Annotated in this window: 15 protein-coding genes; 3 read left to right on the top strand and 12 right to left on the bottom strand. The window is 67.6% G+C overall.

Going from position 1 to position 19,626, the window contains the following annotated elements:
* Positions 1-57 precede the first annotated feature (57 nt).
* Genes FYJ91_RS11035 through FYJ91_RS11010 form a run of 6 tightly spaced genes read right to left on the bottom strand, consistent with a single transcriptional unit; the run spans position 58 to position 6,189 of the window.
* Entirely contained in the window at positions 58-1,263 is a 1,206-nt protein-coding gene (locus tag FYJ91_RS11035; RefSeq protein WP_181008455.1) for a class I SAM-dependent RNA methyltransferase, read from the bottom strand.
* Positions 1,256-2,623: an NAD(P)H-hydrate dehydratase gene (locus FYJ91_RS11030; RefSeq protein ID WP_149522267.1), complete on the bottom strand. Its 1,368-nt coding sequence runs from the start codon at positions 2,621-2,623 to the stop codon at positions 1,256-1,258. The genes FYJ91_RS11035 and FYJ91_RS11030 overlap by 8 nt, the downstream gene beginning before the upstream one ends.
* Positions 2,620-2,979, bottom strand: a complete 360-nt coding sequence (locus tag FYJ91_RS11025; protein WP_149522266.1) for a hypothetical protein — start codon at positions 2,977-2,979, stop codon at positions 2,620-2,622. The genes FYJ91_RS11030 and FYJ91_RS11025 overlap by 4 nt, the downstream gene beginning before the upstream one ends.
* Positions 2,960-4,684, bottom strand: coding sequence for a dihydroxy-acid dehydratase (gene ilvD / locus FYJ91_RS11020; protein ID WP_149522265.1), 1,725 nt, complete (start codon positions 4,682-4,684; stop codon positions 2,960-2,962). Before ilvD ends, FYJ91_RS11025 begins: the two co-directional genes overlap by 20 nt.
* Positions 4,685-4,741: 57 nt before the next feature.
* On the bottom strand, positions 4,742-5,455 hold the full coding sequence (locus tag FYJ91_RS11015; RefSeq protein ID WP_149522264.1) for an N-formylglutamate amidohydrolase: 714 nt from the start codon (positions 5,453-5,455) through the stop codon (positions 4,742-4,744).
* Positions 5,452-6,189 carry an enoyl-CoA hydratase/isomerase family protein gene (locus FYJ91_RS11010; protein ID WP_149522263.1) on the bottom strand — a complete coding sequence of 246 codons (738 nt, stop codon included), beginning with the start codon at positions 6,187-6,189 and terminating at the stop codon, positions 5,452-5,454. The genes FYJ91_RS11015 and FYJ91_RS11010 overlap by 4 nt, the downstream gene beginning before the upstream one ends.
* Before the next feature lie 28 nt (positions 6,190-6,217).
* Here FYJ91_RS11010 and FYJ91_RS11005 point away from each other — a divergent pair, with 28 nt between their 5' ends.
* Positions 6,218-8,089, top strand: a complete 1,872-nt coding sequence (locus FYJ91_RS11005) for a DUF885 domain-containing protein (RefSeq protein ID WP_149522262.1) — start codon at positions 6,218-6,220, stop codon at positions 8,087-8,089.
* Here the strand turns inward: FYJ91_RS11005 and FYJ91_RS11000 are convergent.
* A complete protein-coding gene (locus FYJ91_RS11000) occupies positions 8,076-9,803 on the bottom strand; it encodes a cytochrome c biogenesis protein DipZ (RefSeq protein WP_149522261.1) in 1,728 nt (575 codons plus the stop codon). The genes FYJ91_RS11005 and FYJ91_RS11000 overlap by 14 nt on opposite strands.
* Positions 9,804-10,007: 204 nt before the next feature.
* Here FYJ91_RS11000 and FYJ91_RS10995 point away from each other — a divergent pair, with 204 nt between their 5' ends.
* Positions 10,008-11,045, top strand: a complete 1,038-nt coding sequence (locus FYJ91_RS10995; RefSeq protein ID WP_181008454.1) for a M24 family metallopeptidase — start codon at positions 10,008-10,010, stop codon at positions 11,043-11,045.
* 15 nt (positions 11,046-11,060) lie between these two features.
* On the opposite strand, the gene FYJ91_RS10990 is transcribed toward FYJ91_RS10995, so the two are convergent.
* From FYJ91_RS10990 to FYJ91_RS10970, 5 genes are all read right to left on the bottom strand, one after another.
* Positions 11,061-11,693, bottom strand: a complete 633-nt coding sequence (locus tag FYJ91_RS10990) for a thermonuclease family protein (RefSeq protein ID WP_149522260.1) — start codon at positions 11,691-11,693, stop codon at positions 11,061-11,063.
* An 18-nt stretch (positions 11,694-11,711) separates the two neighbouring features.
* Complete coding sequence (locus FYJ91_RS10985) at positions 11,712-12,527, bottom strand: 4-(cytidine 5'-diphospho)-2-C-methyl-D-erythritol kinase (RefSeq protein ID WP_149522259.1); 816 nt, start codon at positions 12,525-12,527, stop codon at positions 11,712-11,714.
* Entirely contained in the window at positions 12,524-14,206 is a 1,683-nt protein-coding gene (locus tag FYJ91_RS10980; RefSeq protein ID WP_149522258.1) for a tetratricopeptide repeat protein, read from the bottom strand. Before FYJ91_RS10980 ends, FYJ91_RS10985 begins: the two co-directional genes overlap by 4 nt.
* A 15-nt stretch (positions 14,207-14,221) precedes the next feature.
* Positions 14,222-16,372 carry a prolyl oligopeptidase family serine peptidase gene (locus FYJ91_RS10975; protein ID WP_425474007.1) on the bottom strand — a complete coding sequence of 717 codons (2,151 nt, stop codon included), beginning with the start codon at positions 16,370-16,372 and terminating at the stop codon, positions 14,222-14,224.
* 70 nt (positions 16,373-16,442) lie between these two features.
* Positions 16,443-17,654: an FAD-dependent oxidoreductase gene (locus tag FYJ91_RS10970; RefSeq protein WP_149522257.1), complete on the bottom strand. Its 1,212-nt coding sequence runs from the start codon at positions 17,652-17,654 to the stop codon at positions 16,443-16,445.
* A 66-nt stretch (positions 17,655-17,720) separates the two neighbouring features.
* Here FYJ91_RS10970 and FYJ91_RS10965 point away from each other — a divergent pair, with 66 nt between their 5' ends.
* Entirely contained in the window at positions 17,721-19,529 is a 1,809-nt protein-coding gene (locus FYJ91_RS10965) for a cation:proton antiporter domain-containing protein (protein WP_149522256.1), read from the top strand.
* Positions 19,530-19,626: the final 97 nt, after the last annotated feature.

Below are 19,626 nucleotides of genomic sequence, written 5' to 3'. Positions count from 1 at the left end.
ACGTGCTCCGAAGATATGGTTAATGAACAATCGTCACGCATTCGACATTGGTCGCGTTCAGCGTGAAAATTCCGCCACCAGTTCGCAGTGCGTCGACCAGCGGAATTGGCCCACAGGCAGCACCGACTTGAGCGTCCAGCCGCCCTGCACCAGCATCCGCGCATCGCGCGCGAAGGTGGAGGGATTGCACGAGACATAGGCAATGCGCTGGACACGGGTGGACGCCGCGAGCGCGTGCATCTGTTCCTTGGCGCCGGCGCGCGGCGGATCGAGGACGATCGCGTCGAAGCGGTCGACCTCCTTCCCGTCGAGCGGGCGGCGGAACAGGTCGCGATGTTCGACCATCATCATCCGCTGCGCGCGATCGGCGGCGGCCTTGAGGCCCAGCGCCGCGTCGCGCGCGCCTTCGACCGCCAGTACCTTGGCATTGACCGACAGCGGCAGAGCGAAGGTGCCGAGCCCCGCGAACAGATCAGCGACCAAAGCCGCATCGCCGACGATCCGCGTGACCTCGGCCGCCAGCGCCGCCTCGCCCTCGGGCGTCGCCTGCAGGAAGCCCGCCGACGGGAAGCCGACAGCCACGCCACCGAGCGTCACGGTCGCCCCCTCGGGCTCCCAGCGCGGTTCGGGGCCATAGCCATCGTCGACCGCGAGCCGCGCGAGCTTGTGATCGCGCGCGAAATCGTTGAGCGCCTCGACCGCCGCGAAGCCTTCGACCTCGACCTTTTCGAGCAGCAGGTCGATGCCCTGATCGACGATCGTCATGCGGATGCCCGCGGCGCGCCGATCCTTCAGCAGCGGCGCCATCAACTTGCGCAGCGGATCGACCAGCGCGAACAGGCGCGGATCGAGGATCGAACACATCCGCATGTCAACGATGCGGTGGCTCTCGCCCTCGTTGAAGCCGATCAACACGCGCTTGCCCTGCTTCTCCGCGCGCAGCGACGCACGGCGGCGGGTAGCGGGCGGGGAAAGCAGCGCCGGACGAACCTCGGGCATTTCCAGCTTCTGCTGGGTCAGCGCACCCGTGATCCGCTGGGCCAGGAACTCGGCATAGCTCTCATCATCGACATGCTGGAGTTGGCATCCGCCGCAGGTCGGGAAATGGCGGCAGGGCGGCTTCGCGTGATGCGGCCCTGGCACCAATGTCCCATCGATCAGCAGCATGTCGCCCGGCGCGGCGTAAGGCGAGTGCCGCCCGTCCGCCGTGATGCCATCGCCACGCGCCGCGATTCGGACGATCGGTTCGCCGACCTCAACCACAGGCCACCAGCGCGGTCTGAAGCGCAGGGATCAGATCGTCGGCGATCAGCCCCGGCCCCGCTATGCGCGCCGCCTCGGCCTGCAGCCACACCCCCGCCTGCGCCGCCTCGAACGGCTCCAGCCCGCGCGCAAGGCACGCGCCGATCGCCCCCGCCAGCACATCGCCCGTCCCAGCACTGGCGAGCCAGCCTGGCGCGGGCGGGGCGATCGCGGCGCGACCATCGGGCGTGGCAATCACTGTATCCGGCCCCTTGAGCACGACCACCGCCTGCGCCTTCGCGGCGGCCGCCCGCGCGCGATCGATACGCGTGCCGGGGAGATCGACGAACAGGCGCGCGAACTCGCCCTCGTGCGGGGTCAGGATCGGTATGCCCGCCAGCGGTAGCCCGCGCTCCGCCAAGAGCACCAGCGCATCGGCGTCGAGGACCAGCCGTCGCCCGCTCGCCAGCGCCGCGTCGAGCAGCAGTGCGCCAGCGTTGGTGCGCCCCAGTCCCGGCCCGATCACCACCGCGCCGACGCGGTCATCGGCCAGTACGGTCGCGAGCGGATCGCCCCGCCGCACCATCGCCGCCGGCCCGCCAAGCCCCTCGCCCGCCAGCACGACATAGCCCGCACCTGCGCGCTGCGCCGCCATCGCCGACAACATCGCCGCACCCGGCATCGCGCCTTCGGCCACGACAACGAGGCCGCGCGTATATTTGTGATCGCTCGCCCCCGGCGCGGGCAAATGCGGGCGCGCAATCTCGACAAGTTGGGAGACCGCATTCAGCCCGATATCGGCCACGACGATGCGCCCCATCGACGCGACCGCCGGTTGCAGCCGATGTGCTGGCTTCAGATTGCCCAGCGCCACCGTCATCTCATAATCGATCGTCGCCCCGAGCAGCGCGCCGTCATCGGTCCCGATCCCGCTTGGCAGATCGACTGCGATACGCTGCCGCGCTGCCTTGGCCAGCCGCTCCAACGGACCGATGATCACCGCATCGAGCGGACGGGCCAGCCCGGTGCCGAACAGCGCATCGACCAGGATCGGCGCAGGGTCTGCCTCGGCGAGCGCCTCGATCGGCCCGGTCCAGCGCGCACGCATCGCCTGTGCGGCATCGGTACGCGGCTCACCACTCGCCGCGACGCGGACCTTGACGCCCTTGTCGGCCAGCGCGCGTGCGATGACATAGCCGTCGCCGCCATTGCCCGGACCGCACAGCACCAAAGTTGGCGCCGCGCCTGCATAGCGCCACACCGCCTCGGCCACCGCCTGACCTGCGCGCTCCATCAATTCCTCGACGCTGACACCGGTCGCGAAGACGGCATCCTCCGCTGTGCGCGTCTCGGCGGCGGTCAGTATCGGGCGGCCGCTCACTTCGTCACCCGCGCGGGCAATTGCCAGGTGGTCCCATCGCTCGTCGTCACGTCGATCGCCTCGCCGCCGACCGGCCGAACCTTGACCGGCACCGCGCCATCGGCCGCGATCACCCCGCGCCCGTCCTTGACGATCAGAAGCCGTTGGAAACCACCGTCGGGCTTGCGCACGGTCAGCACGGTTCCGTCGGGCGTCACCATACGATCGACCTGACACAGCCGCTCGAACGTCGTCTTGCCGGGCAGGCGGCAATCGAGTGGGCTCGCGTCGGTCACTTGCCCCTCCTTGCCACCCGAACAGGCGGCGAGGAGGATCGCGCTCGTCAGGGCCAGCGCGTCAGATGTCCGCAAAGACATGGCGCTCGGCCTTGGCGCCCGGATGCGTCACCGCGCCAGCCCAGGCGGGGCCGACATTCTGCGCGTAGCGCCACAAAGCGCCCGACTGATAGTCGTTCACGCGCGGCTCCCACTTGGACTTGCGCGCCGCCAGAACATCCTCGGACACGTCGAGGTCGATCGTGCCCGCTTCGGCGTCGATGCGGATGATGTCGCCATCCTCGATCAGCGCGATCGGGCCGCCATCGGCCGCTTCGGGGCCGACGTGGCCGATGCAGAAGCCGCGCGTACCGCCCGAGAAGCGGCCATCGGTGATCAGCGCCACCTTTTCGCCCAGCCCCTGGCCGTAGAGCGCGGCGGTGGTCGCCAGCATTTCGCGCATGCCAGGGCCACCCTTCGGCCCCTCGTAGCGGATGACGATGACGCAGCCCTCGGCGATGTCGCGCTTTTCGACGGCGGCGAAGGCGTCCTCCTCGCGTTCGAACACTCGCGCGGGTCCGGTGAACTGGAGGCGCTTCATCCCTGCAACCTTCACGATCGCGCCTTCGGGGGCCAGCGACCCCTTCAGGCCCACGACGCCGCCGGTCGGCGTGATCGGGGTCTTGGCGTCGTAGATGACCTTCTGGTTCGGGTTCCACGTCACCTGGTCGATATTCTCGCCCAGCGTCTTGCCCGTCACGGTCATGCAATCGCCGTAGAGCAGCCCTTCGGCCAGCAGCGTCTTCATCACCATGTAGATGCCACCGGCTTCGTACATGTCCTTGGCAACGTAACGGCCGCCGGGCTTCAGATCGGCGATATACGGGGTCGACTTGAAGATTTCGGCCACGTCGAACAGGTCGAAGTCGATCCCGCACTCGTTCGCCATCGCCGGCAGATGAAGCCCGCCATTGGTCGATCCGCCGGTCGCCGCGACGATGCGGGCGGCGTTGATGAACGCTTCCTTGGTGCAGATGTCGCGCGGGCGAATGTTCTTGGCGATCAGTTCCATGATCTGCCGGCCGGCGGCGCGCGCGATGTCGTCGCGGCCCTGATAGGGCGCGGGCATCATGTTGCTATTGGGCAGCGACAGGCCGATGCCCTCGGCAACGCAGGCCATCGTGTTGGCGGTATATTGCCCGCCGCACGCGCCCGCGCTCGGGCAGGCCGCCTTTTCGATCGCGATCAGTTCGGACAGCGGGCACGAACCCGCAGCGTGCCGACCCACCGCCTCGAACACGTCGATGACGGTCAGGTCCTCGCGGTCCTTATATTTGCCCGGCAGGATCGACCCGCCATAGACGAAGATCGACGGCACGTTCAGGCGCAGCATGCCCATCATCATGCCGGGCAGTGACTTGTCGCAGCCCGCAAAGCCCACGATCGCATCGTAGCAATGGCCGCGCACCGAAAGCTCGATCGAGTCCGCGATAACTTCGCGGCTGGCGAGTGAGGATTTCATCCCCTGGTGGCCCATCGCGATGCCATCGGTCACGGTGATCGTGTTGAAGCGACGCGGGGTGCCGCCGGCCTCCATCACGCCTTCGCGGGCGATATCGGCCTGAATGTCCAGGGTGATGTTGCACGGCGCGCTGTCGTTGCCCGCGGACGCGATCGCGACGAAGGGCCGGGCGATCTCTTCCTCGGTCATCCCCATCGCATAATAATAGCTGCGATGCGGTGCGCTCTCCGGCCCCACCGACACATAGCGGCTGGGGAGCTTCGACTTGTCGAACGTGTGAGTCATCTGCCCTTCCTCATTTCGGCTCGCGCTCTAGGCCGGGGGTGGAGGCAGGGCAACCCGTTACAGTGCCGCCATCACCTGCGGAATAACTGGCGCCAGCCGCTGTGCCCAAAGCGCCACGCCCGCATCGTCGCCGATCAGGTCCTGTCGTACCTCGAGGCCGAGATAGGGAATGCCGTTCCCTTCCGCATGCGTGTTCATCGTCGCGTTGAGCACCTTGCCCGAATAAGGCGCGTTATCCCCCGTCACGATCCCCGCCGCCCGCAGCGCCGCAATGCCTGGTAGCGCGGCGCGATCGTCCTGGTTGTAGAGGACGCCCACCTGCCACGGCCGCTGCTCCTCGGGCCGCGCGGACAGGCGCGGCGTGAAGCTGTGGAGCGAGACGATCAGCTTGGGCCGCAGTGACGCGATCCGATCGGCGATGAAGGCATGATAGGGTCGCCAAAAATGTTCGATCCGCGCGTGCCGCCCCTCGGCGGTAAGCAGCTTGTTGCCGGGAATCGCGAAGCCGTCGCTCTCGTGAGGGATCAGCCCCGCCGCATCCTCCTCACGATTGAGATCGATCACGAGGCGCGAGACCGGCCCGAATATCCCAGCCATCCCCAGCGCGGCGCACAGCAACCGCCCCGTCGCGTCGACCCCGATGTCGATCGCCATATGCTGGTCGAGCAGCGCCGGATCCACGTCGAGATCGATATCGGCGGGGACATGGTTCGACGCATGATCGGCGATCAGCAGGATCGGCGCATCACCGTCGACGAAGGCCGGCGTCATGCGCCGAACTCCGGCGCGCGGCGGGCGCGGAAGGCGGCGACGCCCTCGGCAAAGTCGGCGCTGCCGAACGACGCCTCGAAGGCGTCGGGCGCCTGCGGATCACCGGCGAGCGATCGCTTGAGGATCGCAACGCTCGACGGTGCATTGGCGGCGATCGTCGCGCCCAGCGCCGCGACCCGCGCAGCCGGATTGTCGTCGCGCACGTCGACCAGACCGATCGCCAGCGCTTCCCCCGCATCGATCGTCGCCGCCGAAAACAGCAGCCGCGCCGCCTGCCCCGGCCCGACCAACGCCTTCAGCCGCGCCACGTCGGTCGGCGGATAGCCGATGCCCAGCTTGGCCGGCGTGATCGCGAAGCGCGCGGCCGGCCCCACGATCCGCATGTCGCACGCCATCGCGACCGCAACCGCCGCCCCGAAACATCCGCCCTCGATCAGCGCGATCGTCGCGACCGGCAGCGCGGCGAGCATCTCGATCGCTTCGCCCATCTCACGGCGGAAGCGCCCGCGCGCTTCGACATCGTCGGCCAGCGGGGCGAGATCGCCGATGTCGGCGCCCGCCGAAAACGCCCCCTCCATGCCCGACTGCAGGATCAGGACACGCGCCTCGCGCTCCGCAATCCGGACCAGCGATGCGGTGAGCTCGCGCCACGCGCCGATGGGGATGGCGTTGCGCGCGGCACCGCGATCGATCGTGATCCGCGCGACGCGGCGGGTCTGCTCAAGATGAAACATGGGCGCCTGTTGCCCCGTCGATACGAAAATGTCACCACTGCACCGCCAGTCCATGTCGTTTCGCTCGTCACCCCTTATCTCGCGGCGTGAAGCCGTTGCCCTGCTCGGCACCACTGTGCTCGCGGCACCCGCGCTTGCGGCGCGCCCGATCTGCCCGATCGTCGATCCGCTGGATCGGATCGCCGGCAACCTGCTCGATCGCACGCCGGAGATGGGCTGCTATGGCGGCGTGCCGGCGGCGATGAACGGCGGCCCCCTCGCCCGCCGGATGGACGATTATTCGCCGCAGGGCGAAGAAGCGTGGCGCAGCGCGCTCGGTGAAGCAGGCATCGCGATCGAGCAGGTCCAGTGCAGCGACGATCCGCTCGGCACGCTCCGCCTCAAGATCAGCGCCGCCTTGATCGCCAACGCCACGCGCAGCGCCGCGATCGGCTATGGTCGCCCCAACCCCTTCTGGTTCTCGGGGCACGAACCTTATGTGATCAACCAGATTTCCGGCCCGTTGGTGAACACCCCCAACATCATGATGGCGCAGCAGCCGGTCTCGACGCTGCAAGAGGTCGACGCCTGGATCGAGAAGCTCGACGGTTTTGCGGGCGGCTATGCCGGGGTGATCGAAAAGAGCCGGTCCGACGAGGCTCTCGGCTGCCACCCGCCCCGCGCGATCCTCGAAAAGACGCTGCCCGTCATCGACGCCTTCCTTGCCCCCAAGGCCGCCGATCATCCGATGATCGTGGCGCTGCGCACCCGCATGGCGGCAGCCGGCATCGATCCGCACAGCCGCGCGCTGGCCGAACAGCGGGCCGCCACCGCCCTCGACAAACGGGCACGCCCGATCTTCAAGAAACTGCGCGACCGCGTTTCCAGCATGCTGGAAACCGCGCGCGACGAGGCCGGCCTTTGGGCCCAACCCGATGGCGAGGCGCTCTACACCGCCAACATCGCGTCGGTCGGCGACAGCAATCTCCCGCCCGACGAGATTCACAAGATCGGCGTCGATCAGGTGAAGATGCTCCAGGCGCAACTCGACATGCGGCTGCGCCAGATCGGTTTCACCAAAGGCACCATCCGCGACCGGATCGACGCGCTCGCCGCCGATCCGAAGCAGCAATTCGCCGATACCCCCGCCGGTCGCGAGGCGCTGCTCGCCTATGTCCGCGGCCTCGTCTCGGCGATGGAGGCGCGTCAATCGCAATTCCTGCCCGCCGCGATGATCCCGACGATGCGGATGGAGGTGCGCGCCGTCCCCGCCGCCACGCAGGATTCGGCACCGGGCGGCTATTATGACGGCCCCTCGCTCGATGGATCACGCCCAGGCATCTACTGGATCAACCTGCGCGACATGGCGACGCTCTCGCGCTTCAAACTGCCGACGCTCAGCTATCACGAAGGCGTGCCCGGCCATCACACGCAAGGGGCGGTATCGCTCTCGCTACCGCAGGCGCCGCTGCTGCTCCGCATCGCCAGCTTCAACGCCTATCAGGAAGGCTGGGCGCTCTATGCCGAGCGGCTCGCCGCCGATCTGGGTGTCTATCGCACCGATCCGGCGGGCGACATCGGCCGCCTCGCCGACGATCTGTTCCGCTGCGTCCGTCTCGTCGTCGACACCGGCCTCCACCATCTGCGCTGGAGCCGCGAACAGGCGATCGCCTATATGGAGGCCAACAGCCCCACCCCGCATAGCGAGGCGGTGGCCGAGGTCGAACGCTATATGGCATGGCCGGGCCAGGCGCTCGGCTACAAGCTCGGCCAGCTCCGCCTGCTGTCGATGCGCGACCGCTTCAAGGCCAGCGCCGCTCGCCGCTATTCGCTCGCGGCCTTCCACGCCAAGGTGCTCGGCACCGGCGCGATGCCGCTGGATGTGCTGGAAGAGGTGGTACTACCCGTTAGCCGAAGGTGAACGCGAACGCCTGCACACCCGGATCGAGGAATTCGATCGCGAAGGTCCGCTCGCGCACCGGGCCCTTCAGCCGGACCAACTGATAGAGACGCTGCCCCGACACCGTTCCGTGGCCCTGGGCATCCGTATCGACGCCATGATCCGCACCGGGCGCCTTGCCGTCGATCGTCACGCGATAGCGCACCGGCCTGCCCGTCGCGCCTAGCACCAGATGCACGTCGCGCGCCTGAAAGCGAAACAGGATGCGCCCGCCCGCGGTGTTCCCGGTGATGTTCTCGGCCCCGACAGTCCAACGACCCGCCAGACCCCATTGGTTGAGCATCGTCAGCGTCGGCGCGGCATAGTCATGCGCCGCATCGCGCACCGCCTTGCCGTTGGCCATGATCCGCCCGCGACTATAGCTGAGGTAGGTCTCGGGCGATTTCACATCGCGCATCCGCGTTCCTGCACCAATGCCGGTCGCGGCGACCTTCACCGTGTTCATATCGCCCAGCGCGTCGCCATTTTTTGAGAGCAGCCGCTGGATCACCTTCTCGGACTGGGCGTAATGGCCCTCGCCATAATGATGGTATCGGATGCGCCCCTGCCCATCGATGAAATAGTGGGCGGGCCAATAATGGTTGTCGAACGCACGCCAGATCGCCCGATCATTATCCAGCGCGACCGGATAGCTGATACCCAGATCCTTGACCGCGCGGCGCACATTGTCCGGATCCTTCTCGAACGCGAATTCCGGCGCGTGGACGCCGATCACCACCAGCCCGCGCGGCCCGTATTTCTCCGCCCAGGCGCGGACATAAGGCAGGCTGCGCAGGCAGTTGATGCAGCTGTAGGTCCAGAAATCGACCAGCACGACCTTGCCCTTGAGCTGTTCGCGCGTCAGCGGCGGTGAATTGAGCCACAGGGTCGCGCCCGTCAGCGGCGGCATCGCGCCTTCGACCGCCAGCGGCTCGCTCTTCGTCATCCCCGCCGATTTGCGCGCATCATCGGGATGGAAGCGATCGAGCAGCGATTGTTCGATCCCGCCCGTGCTCGTCAGCGAAAGCCGGGTCAGCAGCCCGGTATCGAGCCCCATCGCGATCGCGACCACACCCAGCAGCACCAGTGCCCCCAGCGCGCGCCGTATCCACTCGCTGACGCCCAGCCCGCGCTTCATCGTCGCGAACACGCGCCCACCGACCAGCAGCGCCAGTGCGAGCGAGGTCGCAGCACCCAGCGCATAAGCGAGCAGCAGCAAGCTGGTCGACGCGCTCGCCCCCTGCAACGCCGCGCCGGTCAGCACCAGCCCCAGCACCGGCCCCGCGCACGGCGCCCATAACAGTCCGGTCGCGACGCCCAGCAGCAGCGAAGCGACGAAGGTCGACGCATTGCTCTGCCCTCCCGTCGCCGATGCCGACAGCCGCGACCCCAGCGCCACCAACGGCCGCGTCACCCGGTCGGCGATCGCAGGGAACAGCAGCAGCAGCCCGAACGCCGCCAGTACGACCAGCGCCGCCGTACGCCCGTAGCTGTTCGCCTGCACCGCCCATCCGCCGCCCACCGCCGCGAGCGTGGCCACCCCCGCGAAGGTCACCGCCATGCCCAGCAGCAAGGGCAGCCCGCTCTTCACGAACGGCTGGTCCGCGCGCGCGAACACAAACGGGAGGACGGGCAGGATGCACGGACTGACGATCGTCAGCGCGCCACCGAGATAGGAGAGGAGGAACAGGATCATGGTGAAGGAGATACGCGAGGGAGGAGGTTTCGGTTACATCTAAATCCTCCCCCGGAGGGGGAGGTGGCAGTCCGCAGGACTGACGGAGGGGTATTGGCCGGCCGCAATACGCTCGTGGAGAGCGACCCCTCCACCGCTTCGCGGTCCCCCTCCCCCTCGGGGGGAGGATCGGATAAGCGCCTGTCATCCACTCAGGAGTCGCCCGTGCCCGAACCCGAAACCATCCACCTCTTCTCCTACGGCACGCTGCGTCTGCCGGAGGTCCAGATGGCGGTGTTCGGTCGGCTGATCGAGGGCGCGGACGATGCGCTGCCGGGTTGGCGCACCGAGATGGTCGAGATCACTGATCCCGACGTTCTCGCCAGGAGCGGCGAGCACTTCCACCCGATCACCATTCCCAGCACCGACCCAGCCGACGCGGTCGCGGGCAGCGTCTTTCGCGTCACCGAAGCCGATCTGTGGGCCTCCGACGCCTATGAAGTGTCGGACTATGTCCGCACCTGCGTCCGCCTCCGCTCGGGCCTTGCCGCCTGGACCTATGTGAAGGCCGACGAAGCCCCCGCCGATCCTCCGCTCGATGCCCTGGTCGCCGCCGAACAACGCGGCCTCGCCTTACTCGACGCGATCGAGGCGGCGGGCTTCATCGTCCCCGGCCGCACCGAACGCGCGATCGAGGCGGACATCCGCGCGCTCGCCGCCCGCGAGTTCGGCGTGTCGGTCCATTGGCACGATCGCGTCGTGCGCGCCGGCATCAATACGCTCTGCATCGCCGGCCAACCCGCGCCCGACCGGACCATCGAAGAGGACGACATCGTCTTCCTCGATCTCGGCCCCGTCTTCGGCGATTGGGAGGCGGATGTCGGCCGCTCCTATGCGGTAGGCGACAATCCCGAAAAGCGCCGCGTCATCGCCGATCTCGAAACCGTGTTCGACGTCGTCCGCGCCCGTTTCCTCGCCAACCCTGACATCACGGGCGCGGACCTGTTCGCGATCGCGGTGGCGGAAAGCGAAGCGCGCGGCTGGCGCTTCGGCGGGCAGATCGCCGGCCACACGGTCGGCCCCTTCCCCTATGCCCGCTCCCCCGCCGGCAAGACCGGCGGTCGCGTCAATCCCGCTAACACCCAGCGCATGCGCGAGCACGACCAGCATGGCCATCCGCGTCACTGGATCTTGGAGATCCACCTCGTCTCGCCCGACGGCCAGTGGGGCGGCTTTTACGAGCGGCTGCTGCTGGAGGCTTGATCCGCCGCCGGGCCTCTAATGCCCGGCCTCGACCCCACGCCATTCCCACGGCGGCTTGAAGCTGCTCGCCCACAGGCCGGCGCGCGCTTGCTGCGCATCGTCCTCGATCTCGCCGAAATGCCCCTCGATATCCATTGCGGCTCCGCGCTTGACCATTGCGAGGTTGAGCGAGCCTAGGCTCGTCTGGCACGCCTCATCCTGCGCACAGCGCGCGGTGCGGACGAAGCACAGGACGGTCGGATGCTCGGCATTCTGCTCCGGCCCTTCGCCCCGGCACGCAACCGTCCGGCCGCCGATCAGCTTTTCGAGTTCCGCCTTGGCGAAGTCGCCGCAGCGCCACGGCTTTCCGGCGCGTTCGCAGGTCTGATCCAGTTCCGGCGCGTCGACCGCCCACAGGTGAACCTCATGCCCGTCGAATGCGAGCGTATCGCCATCCACCGCCTGCGCATCGCCGAACCATTCCTGCGTCGGGGTCGGTTCCTCCGCAGCGGGCACAAGCTGCGGGGCCGCCTTATTCTCAAGTGCGGCCAGGCGGACGGCATCGGCCTGCTTGATCGGATGCACCCACGGTTTCGCGGTTTCATAAGCGTAGATGCCGAAGCCCAGCACGGCCGCACCCAGCAACAAAAGATACCAGCGCCGTGTCATCCCGCCTCCGTTCGTATCTTAACGCAGCGCCGTCGCCAGCCGCCACCAGTCGGGCCGCTCGTTGCCGATCGCGGCATCGGCCGCATCGCGCCACGCTTCACTCTCGAACAGCGCAAAGCAGGTCGCGCCCGATCCCGACATCCGCGCCAGCGTCACCCCATCCTGCGCGCGAAGCAGCGCCAGCACCTCGCCGATCACCGGGCACAGGCCGAGCGCCGGCGCCTCCAGATCGTTACGCCCGGCCAGCGCCACGGCCAGCGGATCGCCCTCGCCCAGCGCGCCGCGATCCCGGCCATCCCACGCGCGGAAGACCGGCCCTGTCGACAGCGGCACGCGCGGATTGACCAGCAGCAGAGGCATAGCGCTCAGCCCCGCCGCCTCGATCGCGCGCAGTTCGTCGCCCCGCCCGTCGCCGCGCACCGGCACCGAGGCAACGCACGCCGGCACGTCCGCGCCCAGCCCCGCCGCGATCGCCAGCAACTCCGCCTCGTCATGCCCCTCGCCCAACAGGCGCAGCACCGCCGCCGCGTCGGCCGATCCCCCGCCGATCCCAGCCGCGATCGGCAATGTCTTGGTCAGCCGGATCGCCGCAGGCCGCCCCAGTGCCCGCGCGGCGCGCATCACCAGATTGTCGTCGCCCGCCTCCCCCGCCAGCGCATCGCTGAATGGTCCATCGATCGTCAGGCCCGGCGCCCCATCGGTATCGATCGCAATCGCATCGCCGTCGCGTGCGAAGGCGAACAGGGTTTCAAGCTCATGATAGCCATCCTCGCGCCGCCGCCGGACGTGGAGCGCGAGGTTGATCTTGGCGTAACCCGTGCCGGTCAGCGTCACGGGCGCGCGGATGTCGTCTTGGTCGGCGCCGGCGTGTCGAGGCCGTCGGCGAGCTTGCGGTTGATCCGCGCGATATCGTCCGGCTCGGCATGAACCAGGGCCGCGCGCCAGGCATAGCGCGCCTCGATCCGCCGTCCGGTCGCCCAATAGGCGTCGCCCAGATGATCGTGCATCACCGGCTCGGACGGATCCGCCACGATCGCGCGTTCGAGCGCCGCGATGGCCCCGGCATAATTGCCACGCTTGTAATAGAGCCAGCCGAGCGAATCGCTGATCGCCGCATCGCTGGGGTCGAGCGCCGACGCGCGTTCGATATAGGCCTGCGCGACGGCCAGATCCTCGCCATGTTCGAGCATGCCGTAGCCCAGATAGTTGAGCACGATCGCTTGCTGCGGATCGATCGCATTGGCCTCCGCCAGCGCCGTCTTGGCCGCCGGCCACTGCCCCGCTTCGTCGAGCGTGCTCGCCATCAGGAACAGATAGACCCAGTTCGGCGTGCCTGCCGCCTTGTTCATCGCCACCGCGCGGCCATAAGCGGCGGCCGCATCCTGCGGGCGGGAGAGATCGGACAGGATCTGGCCAAGATCGGCGAAGTTGCTGGGGGTGGCGCCCGGCTGAGCGGCGGTGCGCTGCAGTTCGGCCAGCACCGCCTGCTTGTCGCCCTTCGCCGTCAGGATCGAGGTGCGCACCTGTCGCGCGGCGTCGTAGAGCGGATCATCGGGGCTGACCCCGTCGATCAGCTTCAGCGCGCTGTCGCGATACTCGGCGCCCGACAGAAGATCGGCCGCCGCGATCCGGGCGCCGGTATTGGCGGGCGCGACATAGGTGGCCAGCCGGGCGAGCTGGAGCGACATTGGCGATCGCCCTCCGCTCTTCACGTCGACCGCGAGTTGGGTGAACAGTTCGGCCAGGCCATCGGCCGGGTCGTCGATCGCGCCCGGCAGCGTCTTGCCCGCCGCCAGCCGCGCGCGCGCCGCCTCCAGTTCGGGCGCGCGGCCATCGAGCAGGCTGGCCGCCGTCTCGCGATCCCCCGTCTTCGCCACAAACGCTGCGACCGCGAGCCGCAGGCGCAGCGAGCGGACGTCGCCCTGTGCGATCAGCGCGCGGATCGACTGCACCGCCTCGTCCCGCTTGCCTGCGACCAAAGCGATCAGGATGCGATGGTCGCGCGCATAGCTGTTGGCGAGCTGGCTTTGCCCCGGCGTATCCATCGCGCGCAGCGGATTGGAATCGCCCGCGCCCACCGCAACCCAACCGCGAATGACCGGCAGCAGGAAGGAGAACAGCGCCTCCTTGTCGATCCGGTCGCACAAAACGCGCGCCTTCACCCAGTCCTTTGCCGCGACGGCATCGGACAGGAGCAGCAGCGTGCCGTCGGCAGGCAGCGCGCCGATCCGGTCGAGTTCGCCGGCCGCCTTCGATGCCAGTCTGAAGTCACCGGCCGTCAGCGCCTGACGATAGGCGCGCAGCGCCAGTCCCTTGTCGCCCGGCGCCTCGGCCAGCAGCCGGCCATAGTTCTGCGCCGCCATTTCGGGCAGGCCCGACGCATCGGCCAGCCGCGCCTGGACGTAGAGGCGATGCTCGGCCGACGCGGGATCGATCGCGAGCGCATGGACAGGCGCCGCCACGATGGTCGCCGCGATCGCCCCAAAACCTAGCTTAATCTGGGCGAGCTTCATCCCGATATCCTTCCGTCAGCGCTTCGCGGGGACGAGGCCCGTCCAATAGCCCATGAACGCCCACAAGTCCGCATATTCGTCGATGATCTTGTCGGTGGGCTTGCCCGAGCCGTGGCCCGCACGCGTCTCGATCCGGATCAGATGCGGCTTCGATCCGATCTGCGCCGATTGCAGCGCGGCGGCATATTTGAAGCTGTGCCCTGGTACGACGCGATCGTCGGTATCCGCCGTCGTGACCATGATCGCGGGATAGTCCACGCCCGCCTTGATATTGTGATAGGGCGAATAGGCACGCAGCACGCGGAAATCGGCCTCGACGCCCGGATCGCCATAATCGTCGACCCAGTAACGCCCCGCCGTGAAGCGATCGAAGCGCAGCATGTCCATCACGCCCACGGCCGGATTGGCGGCGGCGAACAGATCTGGACGCTGGTTGACGGTCGCGCCGATCAGAAGGCCACCGTTCGACCGGCCCATCGCCGCCAGCTTGCCCTTCGCGCTAATCCCGCTGGAGATCAGATAGTCGCCCGCGGCGATGAAATCGTCGAACACGTTCTGCTTCTGCGCAAGGCGGCCGGCATCGTGCCACGCGGCGCCATATTCGCCGCCGCCGCGCAGATTCGCGACCGCATAGACCCCGCCCATCTCCATCCAGTTCAGCACCGCAGCCGAAAAGACCGGCGTCACCGAGATGTTGAACCCGCCATAGCCATATAGCAGCGCCGGCGCGCCGGGCGCCGTCGTCTTCTTGCGCGCGACGAAGATCGGAACCCGCGTGCCGTCCTTCGAATCGAAGAACTTCTGATCGACCTCATAATCCTTGGGATCGAAGGCGAGCTTGGGCGCGGCGAAAACGTCGGTCTTCCCGGTCGAGGTGTTGAGCCGGTAGATCGTCGTCGGCGTCGCGAAGTTGGAGAAGCTGTAGAAGGTCTCCGGATCGCCCGCGCGCCCGCCGAAGCCCGCGCCGGTTCCGATATCGGGCAACTCGATCGGGCCGACGCGGCGACCGTCGAGTTCGTAGAGCGACGCCTCGGTCTTCGCATCGCCCAGATATGCGAGGATCATCCGGCTGCCGACGATATGCGCGCCGACCAACGTATCGATCTGCTGCGGTACGATCTCGACCGGCTTGGGCCGTCCCCTCTCCGCCACATCGAGCACGACCACGCGTGAGCGCGGCGATTTCAGGTTGGTGCGGAAATAGAATTTGGTGCCGATGCTGCCCGCCAGCGCCCAATCATTGTTGAAGCCACCGACAAGCTTGCGCGGTTTCATCTTCGGATCGGCGAGGTCGAACAACGTCACCTCGTAACGCTCGTCCGTCCCCTGCGACGATGTGACGAGCAGGTAGCGGCCGTCACTGGTCGTCTCGACGCCATGGTTGAGCTTGGGCCGGTCGGGCGTAGCGTAGATCAGCTTGTCGGCCGACTGATCGGTGCCGACCGCATGATAATAGACCTGGTGGTTCAGGTTGAGCTGCTGAAAGGCATTGCCTTTCTTCGGCTCGGGGAAGCGCGCGTAGAAGAAACCTTTGCCGTCGCTGTCCCAGGCGAGGCCCGAAAATTTCACCCAGCGTATCTCGTCGGGCAGCAGTTTGCCGGTCGCGACGTCGAGCAGGCGCACGATCCGCCAGTCGGTGCCGCCGTCCTGCACCGAATAGAGCAGCAGCTTGCCGTCGTTCGACGGTTCCCACGCGTCGAGCGCAGTCGCGCCGTCCTTCGCCCAATCGTTCGGATCGATCAGCGCGCGATCCTTGCCGGCCAGCCCGTCGCGGACCTTGAGCACCGCCTGGTTCTGCAGGCCGCTGTTATGGACGAAGAAATAGCCGTCGCCGCGCTTGCGGGGCACGCCATAGCGTTCGAAATTCCACAGCTGCTTCATGCGCGCCGCGATGTCGGCGCGCACCGGCAGCGTCTTCATATAGGTCTGCGTCGCCTTGTTCTCGGCCTCGACCCAGGTTTCGACAGCCTTATCGGCCCGCACGTCATTTTCCAGCCAGCGATAGGGATCGGCGATCTCCTCCCCGAACTGCGTCTCCACCACGTCGCCGCGCGGCGTCTGCGGATAGGTCACGGGATCGGTGGGAGCGGCGGCGGGAGCGTTCATGGTCATCATCAGGGCAGTCGCGGCAAAGAGGAAACGGGCGGTCGAACCGAGGCGTGGCATCCTCATCCTTTCTGTAGGCTTATCGACGCGAACCGTAGGACGGGTGATGTGGGATCGCAACACACTGGCCTCAGGCCACAGGCGACCGCACATGTTCGCGCCGCACGCCCAGACCCACGATGCGCGCGGGGATACGCTGAAGGATCGGGAAGCGATCGAGCATCCTAAGCGCGAGCGGAGGCTCCATCACGGAATCGGCGCTCGCCAGAGTGGGCCCAAGGACGTTGGCGTGAATCGCTCTCTGCATCCCTTGGATCACGCGCACCGGAAACATCCGCCGCGCCTGAACCTTCGCCAGCAGCAGATCGATGTCAGCGCCCCGCGCCATCGGCCCGGCCAGGATGTTCGCGGCGGCTACCGCATCCTGGATCGCCAGGTTGATCCCCACCCCGCCCACCGGCGACATCGCATGCGCCGCATCGCCGATCGCGAGCAGGCCGGGGCGGTGCCAGCGGGTCAGCCGATCGAGCGAGACCGAGAGCAGCTTCACGTCGTCCCATGACGTCAGTTCGCCCACCTGCCCCGCCACTTCGGGCACGGCCGTCGCGACGCGGGTGCGGAACGCATCGATCCCCATCGCGCGGATGCGATCGGCGCCGCCCTTCGCGAAGACGAAGGCGCATTGCCAATAATCGCCGCGATCGATCATCGCGATCACCGTGCCGGGCGCAAACTGCCCGACCGTTTCGTTCCCCGGCCGCGGTTCCTTCGACAGGCGGAACCAGAAGACGTCGATCGGCGCCCCCAGATCCTCGCGCGGCAATTCCGCCGCATCGCGCAGCACCGATCCGCGCCCGTCTGCGGCAATGACGAGTCGCGCGCGCAATTCGCGCCCGTCCTTGGTCCGCACACCCGCGATCCGGCCTGCCTCCGCGATCAGCCCCGCCGCCTCGGTTTCCATCGCGAGCGAGAAGGCGGGATAGAGCTTCGCCTGATCGGCGACGAAATCGAGGAATTCCCATTGTGGCATCATCGCCATGAAGCCGTGTCGCACGGGCAGATGGGTGAGGTCGGCCACGCGATAGTCGCGCCCGCCGATCCGCGCACCGACGGCCGGCACCCTGTCATGCGGGCGGGCGAGCAGCGCATCGGCCAGCCCCAGTTCGTCGAACAGCGCGATCGTCGAGGGGTGGACCGTGTCGCCACGAAAATCGCGCAGGAAATCGGCGTGTTTCTCAAGGACCAGCGTGCGCACCCCCGCGCGGGCGAACAACAGCCCCGCCATCATGCCGGCAGGGCCACCCCCGACAATCAGGAGGTCGGTCGGCTGGTCCTCTGTCATGGTCTACATCCCCTTTTTGCCTCGCTTTGACTGGTATTTCGCGCGCTTAACCGCCAAAGTCTCCCTATGGCGCTTCCTCTCAATTCCGCGGCGTTCAGCGACGCCCTCGTCATCCTCGGCGCTGCCGGCCTCGTCATCCCCGCCTTCGCCCGCGCCAAGATCAGCCCCGTCATCGGTTTCATCCTGGTCGGAGCCCTGATCGGCCCGACCGCGCTCGGCGCACTCGTCGACGAGCATCCCTGGCTTTATTATATCACGATCAGCGATCAGCACGCGATCGAGCCCTTCGCGGAATTCGGCATCATCCTGCTGCTGTTTTCGATCGGCCTGGAACTGTCGTTTCGACGATTATGGGCGATGCGGACACGCGTGTTCGGGCTCGGCTCGTCGGAGCTTCTGCTGTCGGCAGCGGCGATCGGCGGCGGGCTGTATATGCTCGGGCAGAGCTGGACGGGATCGCTGGGTCTCGGCCTCGCGCTCGCGCTCTCGTCGACCGCTTTGGTGCTCCCGCTGGTCGGCACGACGGGTGCTGTGGGGCGCAACGCCTTCGCGATGCTGCTGTTCGAGGATCTGGCGCTCGTCCCCATCATCTTCGTGCTCGGCGCGCTGGCCCCTTATGGCGAGAATGCCGGCTGGGACGGGATCGCCCGCACATTGGGCCTCGGCGCGATGGTGATCGCGATCATGATGATCGGCGGGCGCTTCTTCTTGCCACGCCTCTTTTCGCAGGCGGCGCGCGCGAAGAATCCCGAACTGTTCCTCGCCGCCAGCCTGCTGGTCGTCATCCTCGCCAGCGTCGCGACCGCAGCGGCCGGCCTGTCGCCGATCGTCGGCGCGCTGCTGGCCGGCATCCTGATCGCCGAGACGGATTATCATGCCGAGGTCGAATTGGTCACCGCACCGTTCAAGGGACTGGCGCTCGGTGTGTTCCTGATCTCGGTCGGCATGTCGCTCGACTGGCCGATGATCTTCGCCAACTGGCCCAAGCTGCTGCTCGCGGTGGCGGGGGTCTGCGCGGTCAAGGCGATCATCACCGGGCTGCTGCTGCGTTTCTCGGGCGCGGGCCGCGCGGTCGCGACCGAGACGAGCCTGCTGATGTCGGCGCCTTCGGAAACCACACTGATCGTGCTGGGCGTCGCCGCGCAGGCCGCCTTGATCGCGCCGAATACCGCCGCCTTCTGGCAGGTCGTCACCGCGATCGGCCTGACGATCACGCCGATCCTCGCCCGCGTCGGCCACGACATCTCGCGCCGCATCACCGATGGCCAGGAGGGTGAGGCGCCAGACGCCGCCCCGGACAGCGGCCGCGCGATCATCGCTGGCTTTGGCCGTGTCGGGCGGCTCGTCGCGCAGATGCTCCACGCGCATAACCGGCCCTATATGGCCGTCGACGCCAACATCGATACCGTCACCCATGCGCGCAAGCGCGGCTATCAGGCGATGTTCGGCGATATCGGGCGCCCGGGGATGATCGAGCATCTCGATCTGGGCAGTGCCAGCGCGCTCATCCTGACGATGGACGATCCGGTCCAGACCGTCCGCCTCACCCGCCGCGCACGAACCCTCCACCCCGAACTCACGATCGTTGCGCGCGCCCGCGATCCCAATCACGCCGCGGAACTCTACAAGGCGGGCGCCACCGACGCGGTGCCCGAAACGCTCGAAAGCTCGCTGCAGCTCTCCGAGGCAGTCCTCGTCGATCTGGGCGTCGCGATGGGGCCCGTCATCGCCTCGATCCACGAAAAACGCGCCGAGCTGCGCGCCAAGATCATGGAGATGAGCGAAACCAACCGCGAACCGCCCCTGCGCGGCCGCCGCCTGCGCGACGCCGCCGGCAGCGCGCCCGACGAGCATGCGGAAGATACGGAGCTTTAACCGTCGCCCCAGCAAAGGCTGGGGCCTATCTCTCTGGCGGCAAACGGTGCCGTTCGAAATGAAAGACATGGGCTCCAGCCTTCGCTGGAGCGACGAG

It is taken from the genome of Sphingomonas montanisoli (genome assembly GCF_008274695.1).
In the GTDB taxonomy this organism is placed as follows: Bacteria; Pseudomonadota; Alphaproteobacteria; order Sphingomonadales; family Sphingomonadaceae; genus Rhizorhabdus; species Rhizorhabdus montanisoli.
Note: the sequence above shows the minus strand (reverse complement) of the source record. Positions and strands in the feature narration are given on the sequence as shown.

Coding starts and splice junctions, on each gene's coding strand:
- FYJ91_RS11025 (WP_149522266.1), bottom strand. CDS start 2,979: ATGTCTTTGCGGACATCTGACGCGCTGGCCCTGACGAGCGCGATCCTC.
- ilvD (WP_149522265.1), bottom strand. CDS start 4,684: ATGACTCACACGTTCGACAAGTCGAAGCTCCCCAGCCGCTATGTGTCG.
- FYJ91_RS11015 (WP_149522264.1), bottom strand. CDS start 5,455: ATGACGCCGGCCTTCGTCGACGGTGATGCGCCGATCCTGCTGATCGCC.
- FYJ91_RS11010 (WP_149522263.1), bottom strand. CDS start 6,189: ATGTTTCATCTTGAGCAGACCCGCCGCGTCGCGCGGATCACGATCGAT.
- FYJ91_RS11005 (WP_149522262.1), top strand. CDS start 6,218: ATGTCACCACTGCACCGCCAGTCCATGTCGTTTCGCTCGTCACCCCTT.
- FYJ91_RS11000 (WP_149522261.1), bottom strand. CDS start 9,803: ATGATCCTGTTCCTCCTCTCCTATCTCGGTGGCGCGCTGACGATCGTC.
- FYJ91_RS10990 (WP_149522260.1), bottom strand. CDS start 11,693: ATGACACGGCGCTGGTATCTTTTGTTGCTGGGTGCGGCCGTGCTGGGC.
- FYJ91_RS10980 (WP_149522258.1), bottom strand. CDS start 14,206: ATGAAGCTCGCCCAGATTAAGCTAGGTTTTGGGGCGATCGCGGCGACC.
- FYJ91_RS10975 (WP_425474007.1), bottom strand. CDS start 16,372: ATGCCACGCCTCGGTTCGACCGCCCGTTTCCTCTTTGCCGCGACTGCC.
- FYJ91_RS10970 (WP_149522257.1), bottom strand. CDS start 17,654: ATGACAGAGGACCAGCCGACCGACCTCCTGATTGTCGGGGGTGGCCCT.
- FYJ91_RS10965 (WP_149522256.1), top strand. CDS start 17,721: ATGGCGCTTCCTCTCAATTCCGCGGCGTTCAGCGACGCCCTCGTCATC.